The 24,538-nt window shown below is 56.8% G+C and carries 20 protein-coding genes, 1 pseudogene and 1 riboswitch; of the genes and pseudogenes, 11 read left to right on the plus strand and 10 right to left on the minus strand.

Annotated elements, in window-relative coordinates; genetic code table 11:
- Positions 1-384: 384 nt before the first annotated feature.
- From cysZ to JL015_RS27785, 3 genes and pseudogenes are all read left to right on the plus strand, one after another.
- Positions 385-1,153, plus strand: a pseudogene (gene cysZ, locus JL015_RS22685) (sulfate transporter CysZ); the annotation flags it as partial.
- 293 nt (positions 1,154-1,446) lie between these two features.
- Complete coding sequence (locus JL015_RS22690; protein WP_201020027.1) at positions 1,447-1,770, plus strand: hypothetical protein; 324 nt, start codon at positions 1,447-1,449, stop codon at positions 1,768-1,770.
- Positions 1,771-1,788: 18 nt separating this feature from the next.
- Positions 1,789-2,292: a hypothetical protein gene (locus JL015_RS27785; protein ID WP_236250260.1), complete on the plus strand. Its 504-nt coding sequence runs from the start codon at positions 1,789-1,791 to the stop codon at positions 2,290-2,292.
- A 38-nt stretch (positions 2,293-2,330) separates the two neighbouring features.
- Here the strand turns inward: JL015_RS27785 and JL015_RS22700 are convergent, their stop codons facing one another.
- On the minus strand, positions 2,331-2,750 hold the full coding sequence (locus tag JL015_RS22700; RefSeq protein ID WP_236250261.1) for a flagellar protein FlhE: 420 nt from the start codon (positions 2,748-2,750) through the stop codon (positions 2,331-2,333).
- A 351-nt stretch (positions 2,751-3,101) separates the two neighbouring features.
- On the opposite strand from JL015_RS22700, the gene JL015_RS22705 reads away from it, so the two are divergent.
- Positions 3,102-4,289: a glycosyltransferase family 4 protein gene (locus tag JL015_RS22705; RefSeq protein WP_201020028.1), complete on the plus strand. Its 1,188-nt coding sequence runs from the start codon at positions 3,102-3,104 to the stop codon at positions 4,287-4,289.
- A 27-nt stretch (positions 4,290-4,316) separates the two neighbouring features.
- On the opposite strand, the gene JL015_RS22710 is transcribed toward JL015_RS22705, so the two are convergent.
- Together JL015_RS22710 and JL015_RS22715 are read right to left on the minus strand one after the other, a co-directional pair.
- Entirely contained in the window at positions 4,317-4,799 is a 483-nt protein-coding gene (locus JL015_RS22710; RefSeq protein WP_201006571.1) for a glutathione peroxidase, read from the minus strand.
- 122 nt (positions 4,800-4,921) lie between these two features.
- On the minus strand, positions 4,922-5,407 hold the full coding sequence (locus tag JL015_RS22715) for an FKBP-type peptidyl-prolyl cis-trans isomerase (RefSeq protein WP_201006570.1): 486 nt from the start codon (positions 5,405-5,407) through the stop codon (positions 4,922-4,924).
- A 13-nt stretch (positions 5,408-5,420) separates the two neighbouring features.
- Here JL015_RS22715 and JL015_RS22720 point away from each other — a divergent pair, with 13 nt between their 5' ends.
- From JL015_RS22720 to JL015_RS22730, 3 genes are all read left to right on the plus strand, one after another.
- Positions 5,421-5,726: a DUF3565 domain-containing protein gene (locus JL015_RS22720; protein WP_201006606.1), complete on the plus strand. Its 306-nt coding sequence runs from the start codon at positions 5,421-5,423 to the stop codon at positions 5,724-5,726.
- Positions 5,727-5,804: 78 nt separating this feature from the next.
- Complete coding sequence (pta, locus tag JL015_RS22725; RefSeq protein WP_201006569.1) at positions 5,805-7,895, plus strand: phosphate acetyltransferase; 2,091 nt, start codon at positions 5,805-5,807, stop codon at positions 7,893-7,895.
- Positions 7,896-7,977: 82 nt separating this feature from the next.
- Positions 7,978-8,871 (plus strand): acyltransferase, encoded by an 894-nt coding sequence (locus JL015_RS22730; protein ID WP_201020029.1) that lies wholly within the window; start codon positions 7,978-7,980, stop codon positions 8,869-8,871.
- 57 nt (positions 8,872-8,928) lie between these two features.
- On the opposite strand, the gene JL015_RS22735 is transcribed toward JL015_RS22730, so the two are convergent.
- Positions 8,929-9,636, minus strand: a complete 708-nt coding sequence (locus tag JL015_RS22735; protein ID WP_201020030.1) for an OmpA family protein — start codon at positions 9,634-9,636, stop codon at positions 8,929-8,931.
- Between the two features lie 577 nt (positions 9,637-10,213).
- Between JL015_RS22735 and JL015_RS22740 the strand changes: the two genes are divergently transcribed.
- On the plus strand, positions 10,214-11,398 hold the full coding sequence (locus JL015_RS22740; protein WP_201020031.1) for an HD-GYP domain-containing protein: 1,185 nt from the start codon (positions 10,214-10,216) through the stop codon (positions 11,396-11,398).
- A gap of 67 nt (positions 11,399-11,465) precedes the next feature.
- Here the strand turns inward: JL015_RS22740 and JL015_RS22745 are convergent, their stop codons facing one another.
- The 5 genes from JL015_RS22745 to JL015_RS22765 all read right to left on the minus strand — a co-directional run bounded on the left by JL015_RS22745 (position 11,466) and on the right by JL015_RS22765 (position 20,599).
- Positions 11,466-14,198, minus strand: coding sequence for a LuxR C-terminal-related transcriptional regulator (locus JL015_RS22745; RefSeq protein WP_201020032.1), 2,733 nt, complete (start codon positions 14,196-14,198; stop codon positions 11,466-11,468).
- A gap of 274 nt (positions 14,199-14,472) precedes the next feature.
- Entirely contained in the window at positions 14,473-15,837 is a 1,365-nt protein-coding gene (locus JL015_RS22750) for a DUF1329 domain-containing protein (RefSeq protein WP_201020033.1), read from the minus strand.
- Positions 15,838-15,864: 27 nt separating this feature from the next.
- Positions 15,865-17,802: a DUF1302 domain-containing protein gene (locus JL015_RS22755; protein WP_201020034.1), complete on the minus strand. Its 1,938-nt coding sequence runs from the start codon at positions 17,800-17,802 to the stop codon at positions 15,865-15,867.
- A 368-nt stretch (positions 17,803-18,170) separates the two neighbouring features.
- Positions 18,171-19,853 carry a fatty acid--CoA ligase gene (locus JL015_RS22760; protein ID WP_201020035.1) on the minus strand — a complete coding sequence of 561 codons (1,683 nt, stop codon included), beginning with the start codon at positions 19,851-19,853 and terminating at the stop codon, positions 18,171-18,173.
- Positions 19,854-19,969: 116 nt separating this feature from the next.
- The gene (locus JL015_RS22765) at positions 19,970-20,599 is read right to left on the minus strand and encodes a LysE family translocator (RefSeq protein ID WP_201006560.1); all 630 of its coding nucleotides are present in this window, start codon (positions 20,597-20,599) and stop codon (positions 19,970-19,972) included.
- A gap of 83 nt (positions 20,600-20,682) precedes the next feature.
- Between JL015_RS22765 and JL015_RS22770 the strand changes: the two genes are divergently transcribed.
- The 3 genes from JL015_RS22770 to JL015_RS22780 all read left to right on the plus strand — a co-directional run bounded on the left by JL015_RS22770 (position 20,683) and on the right by JL015_RS22780 (position 23,508).
- A complete protein-coding gene (locus tag JL015_RS22770; protein ID WP_201020036.1) occupies positions 20,683-21,648 on the plus strand; it encodes a 2-hydroxyacid dehydrogenase in 966 nt (321 codons plus the stop codon).
- A 29-nt stretch (positions 21,649-21,677) separates the two neighbouring features.
- On the plus strand, positions 21,678-22,676 hold the full coding sequence (locus JL015_RS22775) for a class I SAM-dependent methyltransferase (protein ID WP_201020037.1): 999 nt from the start codon (positions 21,678-21,680) through the stop codon (positions 22,674-22,676).
- A 39-nt stretch (positions 22,677-22,715) separates the two neighbouring features.
- A riboswitch (yybP-ykoY riboswitch) is annotated at positions 22,716-22,905 on the plus strand.
- A gap of 18 nt (positions 22,906-22,923) precedes the next feature.
- Complete coding sequence (locus tag JL015_RS22780) at positions 22,924-23,508, plus strand: TMEM165/GDT1 family protein (RefSeq protein WP_201006554.1); 585 nt, start codon at positions 22,924-22,926, stop codon at positions 23,506-23,508.
- 56 nt (positions 23,509-23,564) lie between these two features.
- Here the strand turns inward: JL015_RS22780 and JL015_RS22785 are convergent, their stop codons facing one another.
- Entirely contained in the window at positions 23,565-24,383 is an 819-nt protein-coding gene (locus JL015_RS22785) for a M48 family metallopeptidase (protein WP_201020038.1), read from the minus strand.
- Positions 24,384-24,538: the final 155 nt, after the last annotated feature.

Genomic DNA, 24,538 nt, shown 5'->3' on the forward strand with positions numbered 1-24,538 from the left:
CGACCGGTTTGCCGCGGTCGGAACGGCTGGATAAAAAAGGACTGCCGATACACTTGGGGAAGTGCTCTGTAGCTCGGCAATCCTGAAAGTTCTGAAACTGCGAGCCCCTGCCGCAGCAACACATTACGCGCTCTAGATGTTCGACGAGGTCTGGTAATCGGCAACGCCCTGAGGGCCAGCCGTCATGCCTTTTCTACCAGCACCCTCATTGATGACTCCATCAAGAGTTGCAAAGGATAGGTCAAGAAAGTGATGCAGAGCCTATCGGGGTGAAGAAGGGTAAGGAAATATCGATTCACAATCCACCTCATAGTCCACTTCTATGCACAACGGCCATGCCGATACCGCTCAATGAGCCGCTGACAGCTCTTTCAAGCGCCCGGCAAAGTCGGTAAGGTCGAGCGTTTTCCATTTTTCGGAGGCTGCCATGCCCGCCCCTGCCCTCACAGGCCCGCAATACCTGAAAGAAGGCCTGAAACTGGTCCTCAGCCCTGGCCTGCGCCTGTTTGTCCTGCTGCCGCTGAGCATCAACCTGGTGCTGTTCTGTGGCCTGATCTATCTGGCCCTGCATCAGTTCGGCATCTGGGTCGATGCTTTCATGCCGACCTTGCCGCACTGGCTGAGCTTTCTGAACTACATCCTCTGGCCGCTGTTCGTGGCACTGGTGCTGTTTATGGTGTTTTTCACCTTCACCATGATAGCCAACATCATCGCCGCCCCGTTCAATGGCTTCCTGTCCGAGAAAGTCGAAGCCGTGATTCGCGGCAAGGATGAATCACCTGACTTCAGTTGGGCCGAACTGGCGGCCATGATCCCCCGCACACTGGCCCGCGAGGCTCGCAAGCTGGGCTACATGCTGCCGCGCATGCTCGGGCTGTTCATTCTGTCCTTCATCCCGGTGGTCAACCTGATCGCCGCCCCGCTCTGGCTGCTCTTCGGGATCTGGATGATGGCTATCCAGTACATCGACTACCCGGCGGACAACCACAAGCTGGGCTGGAACGAAATGCTCGACTGGCTGAAAAGCAAGCGCTGGCAAAGCCTGAGCTTCGGCGGCATCGTTTATCTGGCGTTGCTGGTACCGATGCTCAATATCCTGATGATGCCAGCGGCAGTGGCTGGGGCGACGTTGTTCTGGGTGAGAGAACGCTGATTTTTACAGGAGCGCATGGATGCGCTTCTGAAACCTATAAAAAGAAATATCCTACGCAATGAAAAGAACACGCTTTAACCCCCCCTATAAAACAACTAAAAAAACCACTGGCAATACATTACCGCCATGGGAAAAACCTTGCCGTGATATCAATATAAAACAAGCTGTAGGATCTTTATGTAGGACACTTATTAAAACCCTTTAAACACTAAGCATCGCCCACCGTCAAAAACAAATTATAAAAACTGGCACCCTCTTTGCTCTCCTGCAATAAACCCACAGGAGGCAACACCATGGAAGTCAAAACAAAAACTGCCGCAACACAAACCGCTTACAAACCTGCCGCGCTGGAAAAAATGCCAGAACCGCGCTCAAGCCGTTTTGCCCAGGTTTTCAGTGACGTTAAAAAAGCGGCACAAGGCCCCGGCACGGCAATCATTCCCTCAGCCGCAACGCTGACCCGTCTGGTGCAACCACGATCCACTTACTTCCTGCAGAACATGAGCCCGGAACAAAGGAAGTCCGCCGTCAACGACAAAGACTTCGAGCCCAGGCCTGCGGCTCTGGAAAGAGTGGCTAGCCAGCAGAGCCGTCAACTCAAGCACGATGCTGTTTAACCTGAGCGGAGTCGGAAAATGCAAACTCATACCGATTCGCCATTTCCCAATGTCACCTGCTTGGGCCCGCGATCAAAAGCCACGGCTACTGCGCAAACTGAAGAAGGGATGTCATTCAAGCAAGTGTTGGATGCGACTCAGAGCGAGGGTTCGATAGTCAGTCAAGGAAAAAGAGACACGTATCCCAGGGGATCAACATTCCGGTCTGAACTCCTTGACGAGGCCGGCAAGGACCCGACTCAAGCAGCAAAAATGGCATATGAGTACGCTTATAACTCGTTGGTATTTGAGTTATTTGATGTTACTGACTACCCAATCATCCGCTATACCACAACCGGCCAGATAGTCACTGACGAAACAAGATTGTATTTTGCAAAAACGATGTCTTCAGTGCAAAAGCTTCGCGGAGAACTTTACGAAACAGAGCTTTTTAAAGGTACACCACCTGCGAAAATCCTGGAGAAAATCTTGGATTTCAATGACAGCCTTCCTCAGAAGTTCAAAGACATGGCCCACTGGTAGCAAGCCATCCCCCTCTCAGATTGAGAGGGGGATAGTGATTACCAATCTACTGTAATGCGGCCAAATTGCCCGGCGACAGGCACAGGGCCTGCACCACTCACCTTGATTGAATAATAAAAACCTCTATTGGCAAGCTGACCTCTAAAAACCTGGGTAGAGCCGACACGCATACGAGAAATATCAATGCAGTTATTGACCTGACACAATTTAACCTCCAACCCTCGCGGCCATCCCGTCACATTCCAGTTCCAACTGACATTCTTGATCCACGCACCTTCTGGCGGGGCTCCGCGCAATGGAATATTGGCAGTATAAAGATACCCTCGTGAATGAACCGTTGGTAAATTCACCGAGGACTGATAGCTACCAGCCATGGCCATTTCTACATACCCTGAAAGCGCCAGCACAATTCCCAAGGCCGAGCGAATCCACTTCAACTTTTTATAGTCAAATTTCATTTCATGCTTCCTTATTTTTCACATCAAGAAGGCATCACCGGTATACCCGGCTTACCGCCTTCGCCTATCGAACTTGAAACTCGATAGCCTGACGTTATTCAGAAAGCACTCGACTTCAACACTCAATCAAATACATTGAACACTTACAGAAAAAACCTACGCCTTTGCCAGATCAAAACTCCGCACAATGTAGTACCTATAAAAAACAAACTTTACCTTTGTTGAAATCTCCTATTTGCTCTTAAAAGGAGACCTCATACAGCCGACTTTCTTTAACCTTCAAACTCCCCCGTCACAAATCCATCACCCAACAGCCACATAACCGACATGCAACAAGCCGAGACTGCCCTCATGAGCAAAATCCTGCATGTCACTCTTATCACTGAAACCTTCACTCCCGAGATCAATGGCGTCGCCAATACGTTGGGGCGGCTGTGTGACGGGTTGCGTTTGCGCGGGCATCAGGTCGAGCTGATTCGGCCTCGCCAGAGTGATGAGGCAGGTTTTACTGCGGCCGACGATCTGATGCTGTGCCGGGGATGGCCGATACCGGGTTATCCGGGTTTGCAATGGGGCCAGTCTTCGATGCACAAGCTGTTGCGCCGTTGGCAGCGGCGGCGCCCGGACGTGTTGTATATCGCCACCGAAGGGCCGCTGGGGCTTTCTGCATTGCGAGCGGCAAGGCGGTTGGGAATTGCGGTGATCAGTGGCTTTCATACCAATTTCCCGCAATACACGCAGCAATACGGCATGGGGTTCATCACCCGCTTGCTGACCCACTATCTGCGCTGGTTCCACAATCGCTCGCGCATGACGCTTGTCCCCAGTATCAGCCAGAAGATGGAGCTGGAGCGGCGTGGTTTCGAGCGGATCGAGTTGTTGTCTCGCGGCGTGGACAGCCAGTTGTTTCATCCTTCCAGACGCTCGCAGGCGCTTCGCGAAAGTTGGGGGTTGCAGGTGGGTGATACCGCCATCCTGCATGTCGGCAGGCTGGCACCGGAAAAGAACCTCGGCTTGCTCAAGACGTGCTTCGAGACACTGAAAGAGAGCTATCCGCGGCGCACCCTGAAACTGATTGTGGTCGGAGACGGGCCGCAACGTGCCACTCTGGAACAGCAGATACCCGATGCGATTTTCTGCGGGGCGCAGCGCGGCGAGGCGCTGGCAGCGCACTACGCATCCGGCGATCTGTTTCTTTTTCCAAGCCTGACCGAGACATTCGGTAATGTCGTGCTTGAGGCGCTGGCATCAGGGCTTGGTGTGGTCGCCTACGACGAGGCGGCTGCCGGGCAGCATATTCGTCACGGTCACAATGGCGCGCTGGCCATGCCCGGTGATGAGGAAGCGTTCATTGATGCCGCACACTGGCTGATAGAGGACAGTGAAGCCCTGCGCAGGGTACGTCTGAATGCTCGCAAGCATGCAAGTCGTCAGGGCTGGACGGCGATCATCGATCAGTTCGAGCAGCAGTTGTTCAGCGCTTGCCCGGCCAACGATGCACAGGCCAAAGGCCAGACCGTCAAATCCATTTCGGGCTGAATGCCGGGCAAACGCAGTACGATGACGTCAGGCCAGAGCCTTTTCGATTGCCTGAATAACGGCAGGATCATCCGGCGCCATGCGTGGTGAAAAACGGGCAATCACGCCACCATTGCGACCGACCAGAAACTTCTCGAAGTTCCAGGTGATATCGCCAGGAAACTCGGCCCCCTCGCCAGCCAGCAGACGGTACAGCGGGTGACGTTGCGCCCCGTTGACTTCCAGCTTCTCGCCCAGCGCAAAGGTCACGCCGTAATTGAGTTCGCAGAAGGCCTGAATGTCCTGCTCGGAGCCAGGTTCCTGTCCGGCAAACTGATTGCACGGCAGGCCCAGAATGCTGAAGCCTTTGTCCTTGTACAGCTGATAAAGGCTTTCAAGCGCCGCATATTGTGGTGTAAGCCCACACTTGGAGGCCACATTGACGACCAGAACCACTTTGTTCTTCAAAGGCGCCAGAGGCAGTTCCTGCCCGTTCAGCGCCTTCAGTGTGATGTCGTGAAAAGCACTCATGAAATCCTCCCCCCTGAAGCCCGAGCGAACCAAAAAGGCGCCGTGGCAGACCGCGTAACGAAAGTCGTCATCGCAGAACAGCCAGAGCGCCCTTGTCAGTTACCTGAGCTTAGCAGCACAAATCAGTGCTGATGACCGCCTTCGCCATGAATGTGGCCATGAGCCAGTTCTTCTTGGCTGGCATCACGGATGCTCACGATCTTGACTTCGAAATTCAGGCGCTGCCCCGCCAGCGGGTGGTTGCCATCAACGGTGACATCGTCGCCATCCAGGTCGCGAATGGTCACGATCTGCATGCTGCCGTCAGGGCCCGAAGCGTGGAACTGCATGCCGACTTCAAGTTCATCGACACCTTCGAACATGCTGCGGTTCAGGGTGCTGACCAGTTCGGCAGAGTATTCACCGTAGGCATCTTCAGGCTCGATGGCGACTTTCAGCTCGTCACCGACGTCTTTGCCGACCAGTGCCTTTTCCAGGCCCGGAATGATGTTGCCGGCGCCATGCAGGTAGACCAGCGGAGCACCGCCGGCAGAGCTGTCGATGACCTCACCAGCGTCGTTGGTCAGGGTATAGTCAATAGAGACAGCCTTGTTAGCGGCGATCGGCATGGGACAGGACCTTTTGCTTAAGATTGAAGAACGGGCAAGTTTAACCAAGCAATCGCACGAAAGCGAACGCAACTCTGACAGACGGCCCCGATTGGAAAACTCAACGGTTATTGATTTTCGACAGGATGAAGACGGCCACTGGGTCGCAGTGTTGTCCTGCGGGCATACGCAACACCTTCGCCATCAACCGCCATGGCAATCGCGTGCCTGGGTAATGGACGCGGCGCAGCGCCAACAAAAAATAGGTCAGGGCTTTCACTGTGGCTGGTGTGCGAAGTCATCAGATAACGATAGTCTTGGCACCGAGGAGTCGCGTTAGACGGCTCCCTGATTTTTTTCTGGTCGAATGGCTGTCCATTTCGCCTCGGCCATTGCACTGCTCAATAGAGAAGCCGGTATGCAGACTTTTTTCATTTCCCCCACAGATTTTGGCGTGGGTTTGACATCCATCAGCCTGGGTCTGGTTCGCACCCTTGAGCGTGCGGGCCTGAAGGTCGGCTTCTTCAAGCCGATCGCACAACCCCATCCGGGCGATCTCGGCCCTGAACGCTCGACCGAACTGGTGGCCCGCACCCACGGCCTCAAACCACCACAGCCTCTAGGCCTGGCGCATGTGGAGCGCATGCTGGGTGATGGCCAACTGGATGAGCTGCTGGAAGAAATCATCAGCCTTTACCAGCAAGCTGCCGTGGGCAAGGATGTGCTGATTGTCGAAGGCATGGTGCCCACCCGTAACGCCAGCTATGCCGCACGGGTCAACCTGCATCTGGCCAAGAGCCTGGATGCCGAAGTGATTCTGGTATCGGCCCCGGAAAACGAAGTGCTCACCGAGCTGTCGGGCCGGGTCGAATTGCAGGCCCAACTGTTCGGAGGGCCGAAAGACCCGAAAGTGCTGGGCGTGATCCTCAACAAGGTGCGTACCGAAGAGAGCATGGAAGTCTTCGCCGCTCGCCTGAAAGAGCACTCTCCGCTACTGCGCAGTGGCGATTTCCGCCTGTTGGGTTGTATTCCATTCCAGGCCGAACTCAATGCCCCGCGCACCCGCGATGTCGCCGAACTGCTCGGCGCGCAGGTGCTCAATGCCGGGGACTACGAGCAACGGCGCATGTCGAAAATCATCATCTGCGCCCGAACCGTGCTCAACACCGTGCCATTGCTCAAGCCAGGCGTTCTGGTCGTGACGCCGGGCGACCGTGACGACATCATCCTGGCAGTCAGTCTGGCGGCCATGAATGGCGTGCCGCTGGCTGGCCTGTTGCTGACCAGCGACACCGTGCCCGACCCGCGCATCATGGAACTGTGCCGAGGCGCGCTACAGGCCGGTTTGCCGGTGCTGTCGGTGAGCAGCGGCTCTTATGACACCGCCACGCGCCTGAATCAGTTGAACAAGGAAATCCCCATCGATGACCGCGAGCGAGCGGAAATCATCACTGACTTTGTCGCCGGTCACCTGGATGCCGCCTGGCTGCATCAGCGCTGCGGTACGCCACGGGAGCTGCGCCTTTCGCCTGCCGTGTTCCGTTATCAGTTGATCCAGCGCGCCCAGGCCGCCAACAAGCGCATCGTCCTGCCCGAAGGCAACGAGCCATTGACCATTCAGGCGGCGGCGATCTGTCAGGCACGCGGCATTGCACGGTGCGTCCTGCTGGCCAAGCCCGAAGAGGTTCAGGCGATTGCTCAGGCTCAAGGTATCGAATTGCCGCCGGGACTGGAGATTCTGGACCCTGACCTGATTCGCGAACGCTATGTCGCGCCGATGGTCGAGTTGCGCAAGAACAAAAGCCTCAACGCTCCCATGGCCGAGCAGCAACTGGAAGATCCCGTGGTGATCGGCACTGTGATGCTGGCGCTGGATGAGGTCGACGGGCTGGTATCGGGTGTCATTCACTCCACCGCCAATACCATTCGCCCGGCGCTGCAACTGATCAAGACCGCCCCCGGCTGCACCCTGGTTTCATCGGTGTTCTTCATGCTGTTTCCCGAGCAGGTACTGGTGTACGGCGACTGCATCATGAACCCGCATCCAAGTGCCAGCGAGCTGGCCGAAATTGCCCTGCAAAGTGCCGACTCCGCCGTCGCATTCGGTATCGCGCCACGGGTGGCGATGATCAGTTATTCCAGCGGCAATTCCGCCAGTGGCGAGGAAGTGGAAAAAGTTCGCGAAGCCACCCTGCTGGCCCGTGAAACCCAGCGCGGCCTGCTGATCGATGGCCCGTTGCAGTATGATGCCGCCGCCAACGAGGACGTCGCTCGCCAACTGGCACCGGACAGCCAGGTGGCCGGGCGTGCAACGGTATTCGTGTTCCCGGACCTGAACACCGGCAACACCACGTACAAGGCGGTACAGCGTAGCGCCGACTGCGTGAGCCTGGGCCCGATGCTGCAAGGACTGCGCAAACCGGTGAACGATCTGCCACGTGGCGCGCAAGTCGACGACATCGTCTACACCATCGCCCTGACCGCCATTCAGGCAGACACACTTTCCTGATACACATACCGATGCCATCTGTGCAGACTGCCAGGGTGCAGTCTGTACCGCATCCCATTACCCTCTGGAGTCACTATCCGTCATGGATTCCTTGCCTGCCCCATTGCGCGGCTTCATCGCCTCGCTGTTGTTGGCGCTCAACACCATTGCCTGCTGCGCAGTGCTGTTCGTGGTCACGTTTTTCAAGATATGCCTGCCCTTCAAGGCTGCCCAGCGTCTGACCGACTGGCTGATGATTCATATTCAGGAAACCTGGATCAGTTGCAACAATGCCTGGATCAGGCTGCTTGGCCACACTCGCTGGCAGTTGAGCGGCCTTGAAGGGCTGGACTATGAACACTCGTACCTGATCACCAGCAATCATCAGAGCTGGGTCGACATCATGGTCTTGCAGTACGTACTCAATCGACGCATTCGCCCGTTGAAGTTCTTTCTCAAGCAGGAGCTGATCTGGGTGCCGTTGATTGGCCTGGCCTGGTGGGCGCTGGGCTTTCCGTTCATGAAACGCTATTCCAAGGCATATCTGGCCAAACACCCGGAAAAGAAAGGCAAGGACCTGGAAACCACTCGCCGTACCTGCGCCAAATTCCGTCATAACCCGGTGGGCATTTTCAACTTTGCCGAAGGCACACGCTTTACCAAAGCCAAGCACGCCGAACAGAACTCACCGTTTCGCAACCTGCTCAAGCCCAAGGCCGGCGGGCTCGCATTCGTACTGGATGCCATGGGCGAACAGCTTGAGTCGATCATCAACGTCACCATTCATTATCCAGGCGGGCAACCGGGCTATTGGGACCTGCTGTGTGGCAACGTGAAGGAAGTGGTAGCGCACTTTGAAGAGATAAAGATTCCGCCTCAATTCATCGGCAAGAACTACGATCAGGATCAGGCCTACCGGCTGGAGTTCCAGCAGTGGATCAACGGATTGTGGGAAGAGAAGGATCGCTTGCTGGATCGGCTCAAGGGCTTGAGCTGATTTCATCGCGAATGAATTCACTCCTACGGGGGGAGCGAATTCATTCGCGAACAATGGTTACTGTTGATACTGCTCGTACTGCTGGCCTGGAATAGGCTTGAGGTTGACCTCGACACGACGGTTCTGGGCGCGTCCGTTGACATCGGCGTTGCTGGCAATCGGCTGGTCAGGACCTGCACCGCGCACCGACAGACGAGTCGCATCCACACCCTGGGACGTCAGGTAAGTGCTGACACTTTGCGCACGCTGCAAGGACAGGTCCATGTTGTGCTGGCGGCTGCCGGTGCTGTCGGTGTAACCCACGATCTCGATGTTGCTCTGGCTGTACTGCTTGAGTGAGCCCGCCAGGTTATTGAGCGGTGAGTAAAAGCTGCTGGCGATGGAGGAAGAGTCGGTAGCGAAGGTGATGTTACCCGGCATGATCAGTTTGATCTGGTCACCCTGACGCTGCACTTCAACGCCGGTATTGGCCATGCTCGCCCTCAGCGCGGCTTCCTGCTTGTCGGCGTAATAGCCATAGCCTGCCGATGCGGCACCCACCACTGCGGCGCCGATCAATGCGCCTTTGCCACGGTTGTTGTGATCGATTGCCGCACCCGCCAGGGCACCAGCCAATGCTCCCAGCCCACCGTACTTGGCTGTCTTGTTCATGCCACCCGAGTTTTGTGCCTGCCCCTGATTGCTGTCGTAAGGGTTGGGCGACGCACATCCGGACAGCATGGCCACAGCAAGAGCGGCAAGAATCAAATGGCGCGAGCTAGACATTGATGAAACTCCTGATTTAACGAACGCTAATGAGCGGATTAGAGCACGACATCCGTCAAAAATTCCTTAACGCCACCTGAACCGTTTCTGGCCGTCCGGCCTCCGATCAGGTCCTTTCGATGCGGCTCCTGAATGCTCCAAATGTAGCAGAACAGCACAATGCCCAAACGACATGCTGTAACGCACCACCCCCTCGAAAAGAATGTTATTGCATAACAAAACAATTATATAAATCGCGATACAGGCCTGTATAAAAAACAACATTTTCGTCTTTAACTTATTTTTTAAAGATCTGTTTTTGACGCCAGAAAACAAAAAATCCCAATTGGCTGATTCTATTGATAATTAAATAATCACCCGCTTATTGACGCCATATAAATGCGCATGATTTTTTCACGAAATGCCCCGTATACTGGCACAACGAGATCAGGACGATCCTTACAACCAGTAGAGGTGAGGTCATGCCGATCATCGATTATAAATTCATGCATTGTAATTTCTTAATACCTTCAGTTACTTGCCCACTGCTATTGACTGCTCTCTCTCATCCCACCGAAAAACATATCGGTGGCTGAACATGCTGAGAAAAATTCTTGTTTCCGAGCTTTCACTGGGCATGCACATCCACAAGTTCTGCCGCCCTTGGGTCAATGATCCTTTCTGGATAAACCAGGTCGAAGTCGTGCTTGACGATATTGAAGTCCTCAAGCGCATCCAGCAGTCGGACACCGAGGAAGTCTGGATCGATACTCGCCGGGGTAAATCTCCTGCCAGTCATCCGGACGCGCCAGCCAGCGCCGAAGATGACACCACTCCTGTCAGCATGGAGAAAGAACTTCTGCGTGCCCGGCTTATCTGCGGCAGGGCCAAGAATGCCGTCATGACCATGTTCAGCGAAGCCAAGATGGGCCGGGCCATGAATGTGGATGATGTCGGGCTGCTCGTGGAGGAAATATCCAATTCGATATTGCGCCACCCTCATGCCCTTATCAGCCTGTCCCGGCTGAAAACCTCGGATGAGTACACCTACATGCATTCCGTTGCGGTATGCGCCTTGATGGTTTCACTTGCCAGGCGCATGGGCATGCAGGATGAGCAGGTGCGCGAGGCCGGTGTGGCCGGGTTGATGCATGATGTCGGGAAAATGATGATTGACCCGCAGATCCTCAATAAGCCCGGCCGGTTGACCCAGGAAGAGTTCACCGCCATGAAACACCATCCCGAGGCTGGCCTGAGGATTCTGGAGGAGAGCCAGCAGGTCAATGCAATCGTTCTGGATGTCTGCCTGCATCACCACGAAAAGTTCGACGGCTCGGGCTACCCACATGGCTTGAAAGGCAATGAAATCAGCATCTTCGCCAGAATGGGCGCGGTGTGCGATGTATATGATGCCGTCACCTCTGACCGGCCTTACAAAAAAGGCTGGGGCGCCGCGCATTCAATCCGTGAAATGGCTTCATGGAAAGGCCACTTCGATGAAGTGGTATTCCAGAGTTTCGTCAAGACCGTGGGCATTTACCCCGTTGGTGCTCTTGTGCGCCTGGAAAGCGGACGCCTGGGAGTTGTAGTCGAACAGAATGAACAATTACTGTTGCCCAAAGTAAAAGTGTTCATGTCGGCGCGAACACGAAAGACATTCGCCCCGCAAATCATTGACCTGGCAAACAAGGATGACCGGGACGCTATCGTTAAAATAGAACGGGCCGAAGACTGGGAGTTGAACGATATCGATCAACTATGGGCGGGATGCAAGGCAGGGTAAGTCTGTTATTCCCTGCTTGCCGAGAGTTCAAACACCGACGCATGAAGAGTCGGTATTTAAAGGCCGTTCACCCCAATAACCCCAACACTTTCGCCCGCGCCACCGCCTGGGTTCGGCGCTCTACACCTAGCTTGCTGTTGATATGGCTGGCGTGGGTTTTGACGGTGTGCAGGGAGATGAACAACTGATCGCTGATTTCCTGATTCGAGCAGCCTTGGGCAATGAGTTGCAGCACTCCCAGTTCACGTACGCTCAAGCTGTCGTTGCCATGGGTCTGCTCGGTTACCGGCGGAGCCAGGCACAAAGGCAGCTTTTCCAGCAGGGAGTCGCGCACAAGGCAGGCAGGCCTTTGCAGCAGTTGTTCACGAAGCCACAGTGGGTGGCCGTCGATCAGGTCCTTGAACGGCAGCAATGCACCACCCTGCGCCGCAAGCAGGCTGCGATTCAGAAGCTCACCGGCCTCACTCAGCCGGGCACTGTCCAGCAGCAGACGGATGCGCTGGTTGAGCGCGATCAAGCCCAGCAACTGCGCGCCCATGGTTTGCGCATGGTGCTCCAGCTCCTGCAAACGTTGCGCGGATGCACAGGTATCGCCACGAATCTGCTCCAGAACGGCGCGCTGCAATTCCACCTGTTGCGGCAATTGTGGATGACACTCCGGAGCCGCCGTCGCCAGCCCGCCACTGTAGGTCTGAGTCAGACGCAGCAGCCAGGCTTCGGCCAGATCGATACGGCCTTGCACCAGCCACAGCTCACATTTGACCAGCGTGATCATCGCCAGGTAGTAAATCGGCGGCACATCCCAGATATGCATCAGGCGCTCGGCTTCGCCAAGTTCGGCAAAGGCTTCGGCAAAACGCCCTTCACGCCCTTCCAGACCGGCAATCACACAATGCCCGATCAGCACGCTGATATCCCGACAGGCACGGGCCTCTACCAGACCGGCGAGCAATTGCGCACGCCCTGCATCGGCCTGCATACGCAGGGTCAGAAGATAACCTTCATAAATTGTCAGGCGTGCGCGCACGGCATAAAGGCGCAATGTGGGTAAGCCTTTGAGCCGTTGCTGCCCCTGACGCACCTCGTCCAGAGCACGAAGGATCTCGCCCCTGGCTTGCAGGACTCTGGCCCGGTCGTAATGCGCCAGCGCCTCGAACAGAGGATTGGCGACTCGCTGTGCCAGCTCAAGGGCATCACGGTTCAGAGCCCTGGCGCGCAACAGATCGCTGTTGGCTATTGCCAGGTTGGCCAGAGTGGACAGGCAAAGCAGACGTTGGCCGTAGCGTTTTTCCGGCAGGCTGAGCAATGCCTCGCTGCAATAGCGCTGGGTCTTGTCGCTGTCACCGCGGCCACGAGCAATGATGCCACTGAGCGCCAGCCACTGGGCAAGCATGGATTTCTGCGCAGTGGCCGACGGCGCTGGCAGAAAGCGGCTGAGATTTTCTGCCAGTTCTTCGGCTGCATCGAGCTGACAAGCCAGCCCCAGCGCCCAGGCGTACAGCACAATCAAGCGTGGCGTGCTGGTCAGCAGACTGTCTGGCAGGTCCATTCGCCAGCGCAGCAGCATGCCGACATTCTGTTCGGCCAGAAGCTGTTCTTCGGAAAGGTTCTGCACCAGATTGGCAGCGACATCCAGATGCCCGGCACGCAACGCCTGTTCAATGGCTTCGTCCAGCAAGCCCTGTTCGTTGAACCAGCGGCAGGCATTCAGATGCAGGCGATTCTGTTGCGGGCCGGCAATCTGCCGGGCACGTAACAGGTCGGAGAACAGATGGTGATAGCGAAACCAGCGCCCCTGCTCATCCAGCGGCACCAGAAACACCTGATGCGCTTGCAGGTAACGCAGCATCTGGGCGCTGTCGTGAACCTCTCGGGAGGCATCGCATAACTCGCTGCAAAAGCGTTCAAGGCAGGCGGTTTCATAAAGAAAGGCCTGAACATCTGCCGGAAGACAGTCAATGACCTCTTCAAGCAGATACTCACTGATCAAGACTTCGCCATCACGCAGAGCCTGCGACAAAGCATGGTCATCGCCGGCTTCAGACGCGGCCAGCAGCCAGAAGCGCAAACCTGCCACCCAGCCCTCGCTACGCCGGATGAGGCTTCGCTGTGCATCGCTGTCCAGTGAGCAGCTATGTCGGTCGAGCACTGCCAGGGATTCGGCGTCGGTCAATCGCAAATCACTTTCGTTGAGTTCAAGTAATTGTCGAGACAGACGCAGGCGCGCCAGATGCCAGTTCGGACGCTGGCGGCTGGTGACCATGACCACCAGCCCGGTGGGCAAGTGGTTGAGGAAAAACTGTACGCAACGGTCAAGCACCGAGCCCTGCACCAGATGGTAATCATCCAGGACCAGAAGCAAGGGTTTGCTCAACATCAGGTGCATGGCCAGCTCATCCAGCAAGCCGTCGAGCCACTCCTCGAAGGCAAAGGGCTGATTGCGTTGACGCATTTTCAGCAAGCCCATGGCCTGCGCGCCCAATTGTGGAAAGAACTGCTGAAACCCGGCCAGCAACCGCTCAAGGAAACGGCCAGGATCGCTTTCGCGAGGGTTCAACCCCAGCCATATGCTCTGCCACTGGGCGGGCAGATTCTGGCAAAACTCCACGGCCAGCGAACTCTTGCCGAAACCGGCAGGCGCACAGATCAGCAACAGACGCCCGGACAACCCTTCGGTCAGACGTTCGCACAAGCGGGAACGAGGCAGATAACCATCGGGCAAGGGAGGCCGAAAGAATCGTCCTTCCAGTGCGGAGGTTGCGCTACCTGCGATGCCTTGCATACGGGACAGATCAGTCATGGCCAGCTCTTCTGGAGTATTGTTTCGCCATAGCAGCTGTCCGGAGACTAGCGGGTAACACCAACCTTTTGAAGGAAGCGACCGAAAAGTCCGTAACAAAATTCCTACAATTTGTGAGCCGAATACCTCTGCATAAAAAAGCCCCAATCAAGGGGCTTTGGCTATAAGTCATTGAAACTACTTGGCTGCTTGCACTTTTAGCGGCCTGTTTACGTGCAGACAGCGTCAAAAGACCCCAATCTGCACGTCATGACAGTTCATCCGATTTGTGTGATCAACGTACACCTTCCTGACGCAGGGCGTTAGGCGTGAAGTCGCTGGTGCCGGCGGTGAAACCGAAGACATACGCACTCTTCTCTTCGTTTTTCATGCCCAGTGCCACGTAACGGCCCGACTGCAGGTCGTACAGCGTTTCAATGGCATACCACGGAACCTGCTTGTCGTAGTAGTTCTCGGAATGAGCCTCGGCGACGCGCCACAGCTGACCACGACCGTCGTAGTGGTCGATGACCGCAGCCTGCCAGGTGTCTTCGTCGATGAAGAAGTCACGCTTGGCGTAGATGTGACGCTGGCCTTCTTTCAGAGTTGCCGTCACATGCCAGACACGGCGCAGTTCATAACGGGTCAGGTCCTGATTGATATGGCCAGCCTTGATGATGTCAGCGTATTTGAGGGTCGTGTCGTCGAGCTTGTGGCTGTTGGACGCGATGTACATTTCCTGCTTGCCGATCAGTTTCCAGTCGTAGCGATCCGGCGCGCCGTTGTACATGTCCAGGTTATCGGAAGTCCGCAGACCGTCCGAGGCTGTACCCGGACCGTCATAGGACACCTGCGGAGCACGGCGCACGCGACGTTGACCGGCGTTGTAGAGCCAGGCCGAACGAGGTTCCTTCACTTGGTCCAGGGTTTCATGCACCAGCAGCACACCACCGGCCAGACGCGCCGGCGCGGTCACTTCCTGCTTGAAGTAGAACAGGATGTTGCCCGGATTCTTCGGATCGAAGTCCTTCATCTTGTCGCGGAACACGAACTGGTCAGAGAAGTACACCAGGCTGTAGGAACCATTGGGTTGCGGAGTGGCCTGGGTCACGAATCGCTTCACGCTGCCGCCGCGATAACGGGTGATGTGGTTCCAGATCACCTCGACACCGCTGGACGGGATCGGGAAGGGAATTGCGGTTTCAAAGTTTTCCAGGCCATTGCCGCCGCCCACCAGCTTGGTGTTGGTGGCGTTTCTCTTGATGGCAGCAAACACGTCATCAGGCACGGTAGCACCACGATGGGTCGGGTAAACCGGGATCTTGTAGCTTTCCGGGTAACGCTTGAACAGCGCGTATTGACCCGGTGCCAGTTTGTCCTTGTACTGCTCCACGTTCTGCGCCGTGATGGTGAACAGCGGTTTTTCACTGGCATACGGGTTGGCCAGGAAACCCTTGCTGTCTACAGCCCCCGCATTCTTCGGCATGGGGCTCCAGGCCGGGATGGTGTTATTGGCGTTACCTGCCTTCTCGGCTCCCATTGGCGTCAGGCTGGTCCCCAGCTTCGCCGCTTCGGACTCAGACACCGCAGCCGTGACGCCGGTTGCCAGCAACGACAACCCCAGCGCACCTGCTTGCAACAGACCCTTTGTTATTTTCATTTTCATAGTCATCCCGAAACCTTGTCCTTAGAAGTTCATGCCAAAGCTGAGTGCCACGAAATCCCGGTCATCGACCGTGGTGTACTTCCCATCGAAGAAGTTGGTGTAGGAAAGGCTGGCGGTGTAGGTGTTCTGGTACTCGGCATCCAGCCCGAGGCTGACAGCCTTGCGACCTTCCTCGAAGTTGGCGCCTGGGCCAGGCGAGTAGCCTTTGACGTCATGGGACCAGGCCACGCTTGGCTTGAGGTTCACACCGGCGAATACGTTGTTGTAGTCCCAGATGGCACGTGTGCGATAACCCCAGGAGTTGGCGGTGGTGAAACCGTCGTTTTCACAATAACGGGTCAGGTTGTTCTGATCGGCACCGGAGAGAGTGAGGCTGTTCAAGGCCGCACATTGGCCGTTTGGCAGCGGGCCTGGACCGTAGACCGGATCGCGGCCATAGCGGATTTTTGAAGTGCTTTCCAGGCCGCCCACGTGAGTCCAGCCCACTTCACCCACCAGGGTCAGACGTTCAGCTCCCATCACCTGATCGAAGAACTGGACGAAGGAGGTTTGCAGTTGGGTGATTTCCTTGCGGCGATAACCTGGCTGGTCAGTATCGGCTTGGCCGGTGAGTAGCGAAGCGCTCGGGTTAATCGGGGAAATGCCCGAATAGAGAATGTCAGTGGTGTTGATCTGCACTGGAGCGTTTGGACGGTAGCTGATTTCACCGCTCCACGCAGTACCCGTAGGTAGCGTGGTAGAGAAGCTCAAGCCGTACAGGCGAATGTCTTCAGGGTATTCGACGTAGTAGCTGGAGTTGCCCGCCACTACCTGTGGCAGCACAGTCGGTAAAAGGTCGGCAAGCGCCCCCGCTGGAACGCCATTGCCCACAAGCGAGCCAATCAGCGCAGTACGATTAAACGACGCAGCTGACCCGCCACGACCGCTGAAGATAGGCAGGCGGCTGTGATAATTCATCATGTAAGCACCGAACTCGGTGTCCAGCGGCTCGAAGTTGTAATGCACGGCAAAACCAAACTGGCCACTGTCACGGGCATCCCGGTCAGGGCCGCGACGTACGATCGCACCTTCATCGGGAGAACCGAATAGGACGCCTCGCTGCGCCAAGACGTTGAAGAGCCCATTCCGCTGACTCGCCGACAGATTGGCAACCGCCGGTACAGCGTTAAGCCCGCTACGGCTACGCAATACCGCCAGATTGCTGTCGCAACCGTCAGCAATCACGTCTGGCTGCGAGAAGAAGGTGCCGCAGTTATCCACAACTGTCTGGTCCCACTCAAGCTGGTAGAAACCTTGCGCAGACAGGTTGTCGGTCAGGCTTTGCGACAGATAGAACATGTTGACCGGAATCAGGCCTTCCTTGATCTCGGCCCCGGGACGACGAAACGCCGATACATCGACCGGGTTGACGCTGTTGATCCCGCCCTGAATGAAAGTACTTTCACCCCAACTGATGACCTGCTTACCGAAACGCACAGTGCCCGGCTGATCGCCAATGGCGTAGTTGTGATAGACGAATGCGTCGAGCAATTGCACGCCGGAAGACTTGGCGCCTTCCTTGCGGTTGGAGTCGCTGATGTCCTTGAACTCGCGGCTTTCGTCCTTGAGTTCAAAGTCATACCAGTACTTGCCACGCACGAATACGCCGGTATCGCCGTACTTCAGTTCAAGGTCATGAATCCCCTTGAAGATCTTGGAGAAGGTTTCGCCCTTCTTGAAGTTCAAGTGACCGTCATCGGAGGTCTGGGAAAGACCGCGTCCGCCGTTGTTGGCGCCGATGAGGTTCTTGTTGGGACTTGCGGTAGACCAACTGGCACCCACCGAGAGGGATGAGTCGAAGCTGCCTTCGATTTCACCGACATTGAAAGTAACGCCGAATGCGGGGCTGGCGAGCGAGGAAGCGAGACTGACAGCCAGAGGAAGTTTCGCCCGGCGCCAGAAAGGGATTGCAGTTGTCATCGATGCGACTCCATGTGCTTTTATTTTTATGGCAGTGGGAACTTCCAGAAACGACTCAGCCATGGATTGGCTGTCAACACTCACCGGCCCCCCTGAGGGCCGCCAAACAAAATGCATCTTTACGCTCTTGCCAAGTCCCCTGTCCCGACTATATCCAGCACGCCCTGCTGCTTGATCCCTCTAAAGTGTGATTTGCAAGCATCAACGCCTCTGGAATGCCTGTTACGACAAGGCTGAGTAACAGGTTGGCAGGCAGGATGGCTTGATTCGATAATTTGGCAAGTGCTGGATTTATTGCCGACGCAGACGCATGCCGTGCTCGATGAGCACAGCATGCGGTCAGGCGGTAAGGGATTTATCCGACGTGCTTAAAGCGTCGACAGAAGAGCACTGTTACTGCTCTGCCATTCAACGATATCCAGACGCATGCGCTTTTTGTCGAGCTTGCCGACACTGGTCTTGGGAATTTCAGTAACAATCGCAATCTGGCTTGGTATTGCCCACTTGTTGATATGGCCCTGCTCGACAAATGGGCTGAGATGTTCCTTCAGTATCCGGGCATCAATGCTCTGCCCTTCGTGAACCACCAGCAATGCAAAAGGCCGTTCGCCCCACTGCGGATCGGCAATCCCCACCACTGCGACTTCACGCACGGCAGCATGTCGACTGCACAGGTCTTCGAGCTCCAGCGACGATACCCACTCGCCGCCCGTCTTGATCACGTCCTTGATGCGGTCGCGGATATCGATGAAACCCATGTCGTCCAGGGTCGCCACGTCGCCAGTGTGCAGCCAGCCTCCCGCCCATAGCTCGGCGCCTTTTTGCGGCTCGCGGAAATAACTCTCGGTCAGCCAGGGTGCGCGCAGCACCAGTTCGCCCTGGGTTTCACCATCGGCAGGCAGGAAGTTTCCGTCTTCATCGACAATGGCAGCTTCCACCAGCATGCCCGGCACACCGGCCTTGATGCGGTAGGTGATGCGATCGTCTTCGGAACCTGCGCTCAGTTCTTCGTTCATGTGCGCAACGGAAATCAGCGGCCCGGTCTCGGACATGCCATAGGCAGCGGTGAGCTGAATGCCCTTGGCCTTGGCGGCCAGATACAGGCTGCGAGTCAGAGAGCTGCCACCAATGATGATTTTCCAGCCGCCGAAATCCGTATCCTTGGCTGACTTGGAGTGCAGCAACATCTGCATGATGGTCGGTACGCAATGGGAGAACGTCACCTTCTCCTTGCGCCACAGCTCCACCAGCAACTCGGGGTCGTAGCGCCCCGGATACACCTGCTTCAAGCCGAGCATGGTTGCTGCATACGGCATGCCCCAGGCATGCACGTGAAACATCGGGGTAATCGGCATGTACACATCGCTGGAACCCAGCAAGCGTTCGTTTTCGACACTGCCCATGATCGTCGCGACGCCCAGGGTGTGCAGAACCAGTTGGCGATGAGTGAAATACACGCCTTTGGGGTTGCCCGTAGTGCCGGTGGTGTAGAAGGTTGTGGCGACCGAGTTTTCGTCGAAATCCTCGAAATCGTAGTGGGGGCTCGCCGCAGCCAGCAGCTCTTCGTATTCCCCGACCAGATTCGGCAACTCGGCGGTCTTCTCCGGCAGGTCCGTGAGCAGCAGCGTCTTGTCCACAGTGGTCAAGTGCCCGGCAATGGCCTGATAAAGACCGACGAACTCACTGTTGACCAGCACGAACCGGTCTTCGGCATGATTCATGGTGTAAACGATCTGCTCGGGCGAAAGCCGTATGTTGATGGTGTGTACCACCGCACCGATCATGGGGATCGCAAACATGCATTCCAGATAACGGTGGCTGTCCCAATCCATGACAGCCACCGTATCGCCCGCCTTCACGCCAGCTGCCGTCAGTACATTGGCCAGTCGGCGGATACGCTCGTTGAGGGTCGGGTAGGTGTAGCGGACAGTATCGCGGTAAACGATTTCGCGCGTTTTTTCGTAGCGGCTGCCGGACAACAGCAGCCCCTTTATCAACAGAGGGTACTGATAGGCGCCATCGGCTGGCGGAAGAACGCGAGTCTGTAACATATGAGTCCCTTTTCAAAGTTCACAGGCGAAGCTTGAAATATGGACTCTAGTGCTCTAGTCCGCCAGCCAAATCAGCCAAAGGGACGATTTGCCGACAAGGTAACGTGTCACGAAACTCAACGAACCTCGGTCAACGCCAGCTTCATGCCCAGCGCCACCAGCACGCCGCCCATGACCCGGTCAAACCAGTGCCCCATACGGGCAAAGCCGGCGCGCACCCGAGCCTGGCTGAACAGACAGGCCACAAGGCAGAACCAGATCGCTGTCGCAACCGCCAGGTAAACGCCATAACCACCCTGAACCAGCAAGGGCGTATGAGGGTTGATGACCACGGTGAACAGCGACAGGAAAAACAGCGTTGCCTTGGGATTCAGGCCATTGGTCACGAAGCCGCTGGCATAGGCGCCACGCGCGGTTCTTTGCTGCGCAACCGATTTGACCGGGTCATCTCCCACAACGGCTGGCTTGGCGCGAAGGGCCTTGATACCGATGTACAAGAGATAAGCGGCTGCGGCCCATTTGAGCGCATTGAACAGCACGATGGATTGAGAAACGATGATGCCGATCCCCAGCAGCGAATACCCGACATGCACGAAAATCGCCGACCCCACGCCCAATGCAGACCAGATACCGGCCTTGCGACCATGAGTGACGCTTTCACGCACCACCACCGCAAAGTCTGGCCCGGGGCTGGCGACGGCAAGCAAGTGGATCAAGGCAACGGTAAGAAATTCTGCCCAGTACATGGGGCCTCCAGAAATATTGGCGAGCATTTGCTGATAGGCTCGCAACATTACTCTTTCAACTTATTACAAAAAAGGTACAGCTGATGAGCAATCCGGGCAAAGCAGTTTTCCTCGATCACACGTCCCTGGACCTTGGGGATCTGGACCTCGGCGCATTGCGTGAAAGCTTCGGTGAACTTGTGTTGCATGACAGCACCGCGCCGGATCAGGTGATCGATCGACTCAAGGGCGCACAAGTGGCAATCAGCAACAAGATCGTGCTCGATGCCGACACGTTCGCAGCATGCCCCGACTTGAAACTGGTGCTGGTTACCGCGACCGGCACCAACAACGTGGACCTGGTTTCTGCCCGCGAACACGGTGTCACGGTCTGCAACTGCCAAGGCTATGGCACCCCGTCAGTGGCACAACACACCTTGCTGTTGCTGCTGGCTCTGGCCACTCGCCTGCCCGATTACCAGAAGGCCGTGCAACAGGGTCTCTGGCAAAAATCCTCCCAGTTCTGCCTGCTGGATTTCCCCATTGTCGAGCTTGAAGGCAAGACCCTCGGCCTGCTGGGCCATGGCGAACTGGGTGGCGCGGTGGCCAGGCTGGCAGAAGCTTTCGGCATGCGCGTCTTGCTGGGGCAGATTCCCGGCCGCCCTGCTCGCCCGAATCGTCTGCCGCTTGAAGAATTGCTGCCGCAAATCGACGCCCTGACGCTGCATTGCCCGCTCAATGAACACACCCGCAACATGATCGGCGCCCGGGAATTACAGCTGCTCAAACCTCAGGCACTGGTGGTCAACACCGCTCGCGGCGGCTTGATCGACGAGCAGGCCTTGGCCGATGCCTTGCGCAATGGTCATCTGGGCGGTGCCGCGTCAGACGTGCTGAGTGTGGAGCCGCCCGTCGCGGGCAATCCGCTGTTGGCGGATGACATTCCACGCCTGATCATTACCCCGCACAGCGCCTGGGGCGCGCGGGAGGCTCGTCAACGCATCGTCAGCCAGGTCATCGAGAACGCCCAGGCATTTTTTGCAGGGGCGCCGAAGCGGGTAGTCAGCTAGAATTCGCCCCTTTTTTCAGGAGCGAAAACATGGACCCGCGCAGTGAAGTGTTACTTCGACAGGCTGAACTCTTTCAAGGCTCGTTGCTGCTGGCCGGTTTGCCAGCCGACGACTTGCTGGGGAAGCTGCCGAACGCTCGCGGATGGTGCTGGCATGCAGGCGATCAGGCAGCACTGGATGCACGCTTCGCCGGGCGCACGCATTTCGGCGTAGATGCGCCACAGGAAGCCTTCGACGCAGCCGTGTTGTTTCTGCCCAAGGCACGCGACCTGACGGAATACCTGCTCAACGCCCTCTCCTCGCGACTGGCTGGGCGCGAGCTGTTTCTGGTGGGTGAAAAACGCGGCGGTATCGAAGCTGCCGCCAAGCAGTTGAGCCCGCTGGGCAGGGCCCGCAAACTCGACAGCGCCCGCCATTGCCAGCTCTGGCAAGTCACCGTGGAGAATGCGCCGCAGGCGGTTGAACTGCAAAGTCTGGCCAAGCCTTACCAGATAGAACTCGAAGACGGCCCGCTCACAGTCATCAGCCTGCCGGGCGTATTCAGCCATGGCCGCCTGGATCGCGGCTCGGCCCTGCTGCTGGAAAACCTCGACAAGCTCCCCAGCGGCCACTTGCTGGATTTCGGATGCGGTGCGGGCGTGTTGGGAGCTGCGGTAAAACGTCGCTATCCGCACAACGAAGTCGTGATGCTCGATGTGGATGCCTTCGCCACGGCCAGCGCAGCTCTGACACTGGCTGCCAACGGTCTTGAAGCGCAGATTCTGACCGGCGACGGGATCGATGCCGCACCCATGGGTCTGAACACGATTCTGAGCAATCCACCCTTCCATGTCGGGGTTCATACCGATTATCTGGCAACGGAAACCTTGCTGAGAAAAGCACGCCAACATCTGAAATCAGGTGGCGAACTGCGCCTGGTTGCCAACAGCTTCCTGCGCTATCAGCCCTTGATCGAAGAGCATGTCGGCGCGTGCGAAATCCGGGCTCAGGGAAATGGCTTCCGGATCTACAGCGCCAAACGTTCTTGAAAATAAGAGCTTGCCGAATGGATTTTGCGAAGGCAGAATCCGCTCCGTCCTAGGGGAGTAGTCTCCCACGAGCAACATGCTCGTCCGGCACGCATCAACATACTTGGTCCTCAGACCATGGTGCGTGCGACCCAGAATCCGCTCAGACGGATCGGTGGTTTGACAAGACCTATGACACGAACACCTTACCCGGGGCGGGGAGGTTGTACGTGTCATAGCCGTGTCGACCCGCCCCTTAGGAACCCTGATGCTGGAATCCCTGTTAATCCCCACTGCAATCGTTGCGCTTGCCGAGATTGGCGATAAAACGCAATTGCTCGCACTCATTCTCGCCGCCCGCTTTCGCAAGCCCTGGCCAATCATCGCCGGCATTGTTGCCGCGACCCTGGCCAACCACGCAGCGGCGGGCGCAGTCGGCGCATGGTTCAGCAGCTTCTTCTCCGACGCGGTATTGCACTGGATTCTTGCCGCCAGCTTCACGGCCACGGCCCTGTGGACACTGGTTCCCGACAAGATGGACGACGACGAAGCGAGCACGGCACGCAAGTTCGGCCCGTTCATGACGACCCTGATCACGTTCTTCATCGCGGAAATCGGTGACAAGACGCAAATTGCGACCGTGATGCTTGCCGCGCAGTATTCCTACCTGTGGCTGGTCATCATCGGCACCACCGTGGGCATGCTGATCGCTAACGTCCCGGTGGTACTGGCCGGTAACTTCGCTGCCGAAAAACTGCCGCTGACCCTGATCCGCCGTCTGGCCGCCAGCGCCTTCTTCGTACTGGCACTGGTCGCGGTCTACAAGGCCATGCAAGTCAGCGGCTGGGTCTGATCGTGATGAAAAGAGCGCTGCAACGAAAGCCACAGCGCTCTTGTGCCATCAGCCGCTCAGGATTTGCTGGCTTGCTGGTACAGCGGCATCACCTTGGGAATCGCAGCCTGCAAGGAGGCAATACGATTTTCCGAGGCCGGGTGAGTACTCATGAACTCCGGCTGGGAACCACCAGCGTTCTGGGTCATTTTCTGCCACAGGGTCACCGCAGCGTTCGGGTTGTACCCCGCTCGCGCCGACAGCTCCAGGCCCAGCAGGTCGGCCTCGTTTTCGTTGCTGCGGCTATTGGGCAGCGTGAGGCTGTAGTTCACAACCGTATCGGTCAGCGCCATGCCGGTTTCCCCAAGCCCCAACAAGGCTCCCGCACCTTGTTTGGCAATGGCCACGCCGTAGGCCTTCGACATCGCTTCACGCCCGTGCTCACGCAGGGCATGAGCGATTTCATGGCCCATGACCGCCGCGATTTCATCGTCGGTCAGCTTCAACTTTTCGATCAGGCCGGTATAGAAAATGATCTTGCCGCCAGGTCCGCAATTGGCATTGAGTTCATCGCTCTTGATCAGGTTCACTTCCCATTGCCACTGGGCTGCATCCGGACGCAGCTTTGGAGCCTGGGCAATCAGGCGGTCGGCAATCGCATGCACCCGCCTGGCATTGGCGCTGGTGGTATCGAGCACGCCTTTACTGCTCGCCTCGCCTACGGTTTCCTTGTAGGACTGGGCGTACATTTTATTGACTTCATCTGTCGAGAGCATGCTGAACATGTACTGCTTACGCTCGACACCCACCGAATCACCGGTGGTCGTGTTTACAGCCTGACAGCCGCCAAGCAATAAACCGCCCCCCAGAACACACAGGGCTAATGACTGACGCATGGTGTTTCTCCTTATAAGCGAGGCGGTCATCCTAGGCGGACAAGAGGCTCTGCACCAGATAGCAGCAAACAGCCATGTTTGTCAGCGTTGTAACAGGTTGGTTCCTGCAAGGACATAAAGATCATAAATCACCTTATGGGAGGCAGCTTGCTGGC

Origin of the sequence: Pseudomonas cichorii (assembly GCF_015471405.1) — a bacterium.
In the GTDB taxonomy this organism is placed as follows: Bacteria; Pseudomonadota; Gammaproteobacteria; order Pseudomonadales; family Pseudomonadaceae; genus Aquipseudomonas; species Aquipseudomonas serbiensis.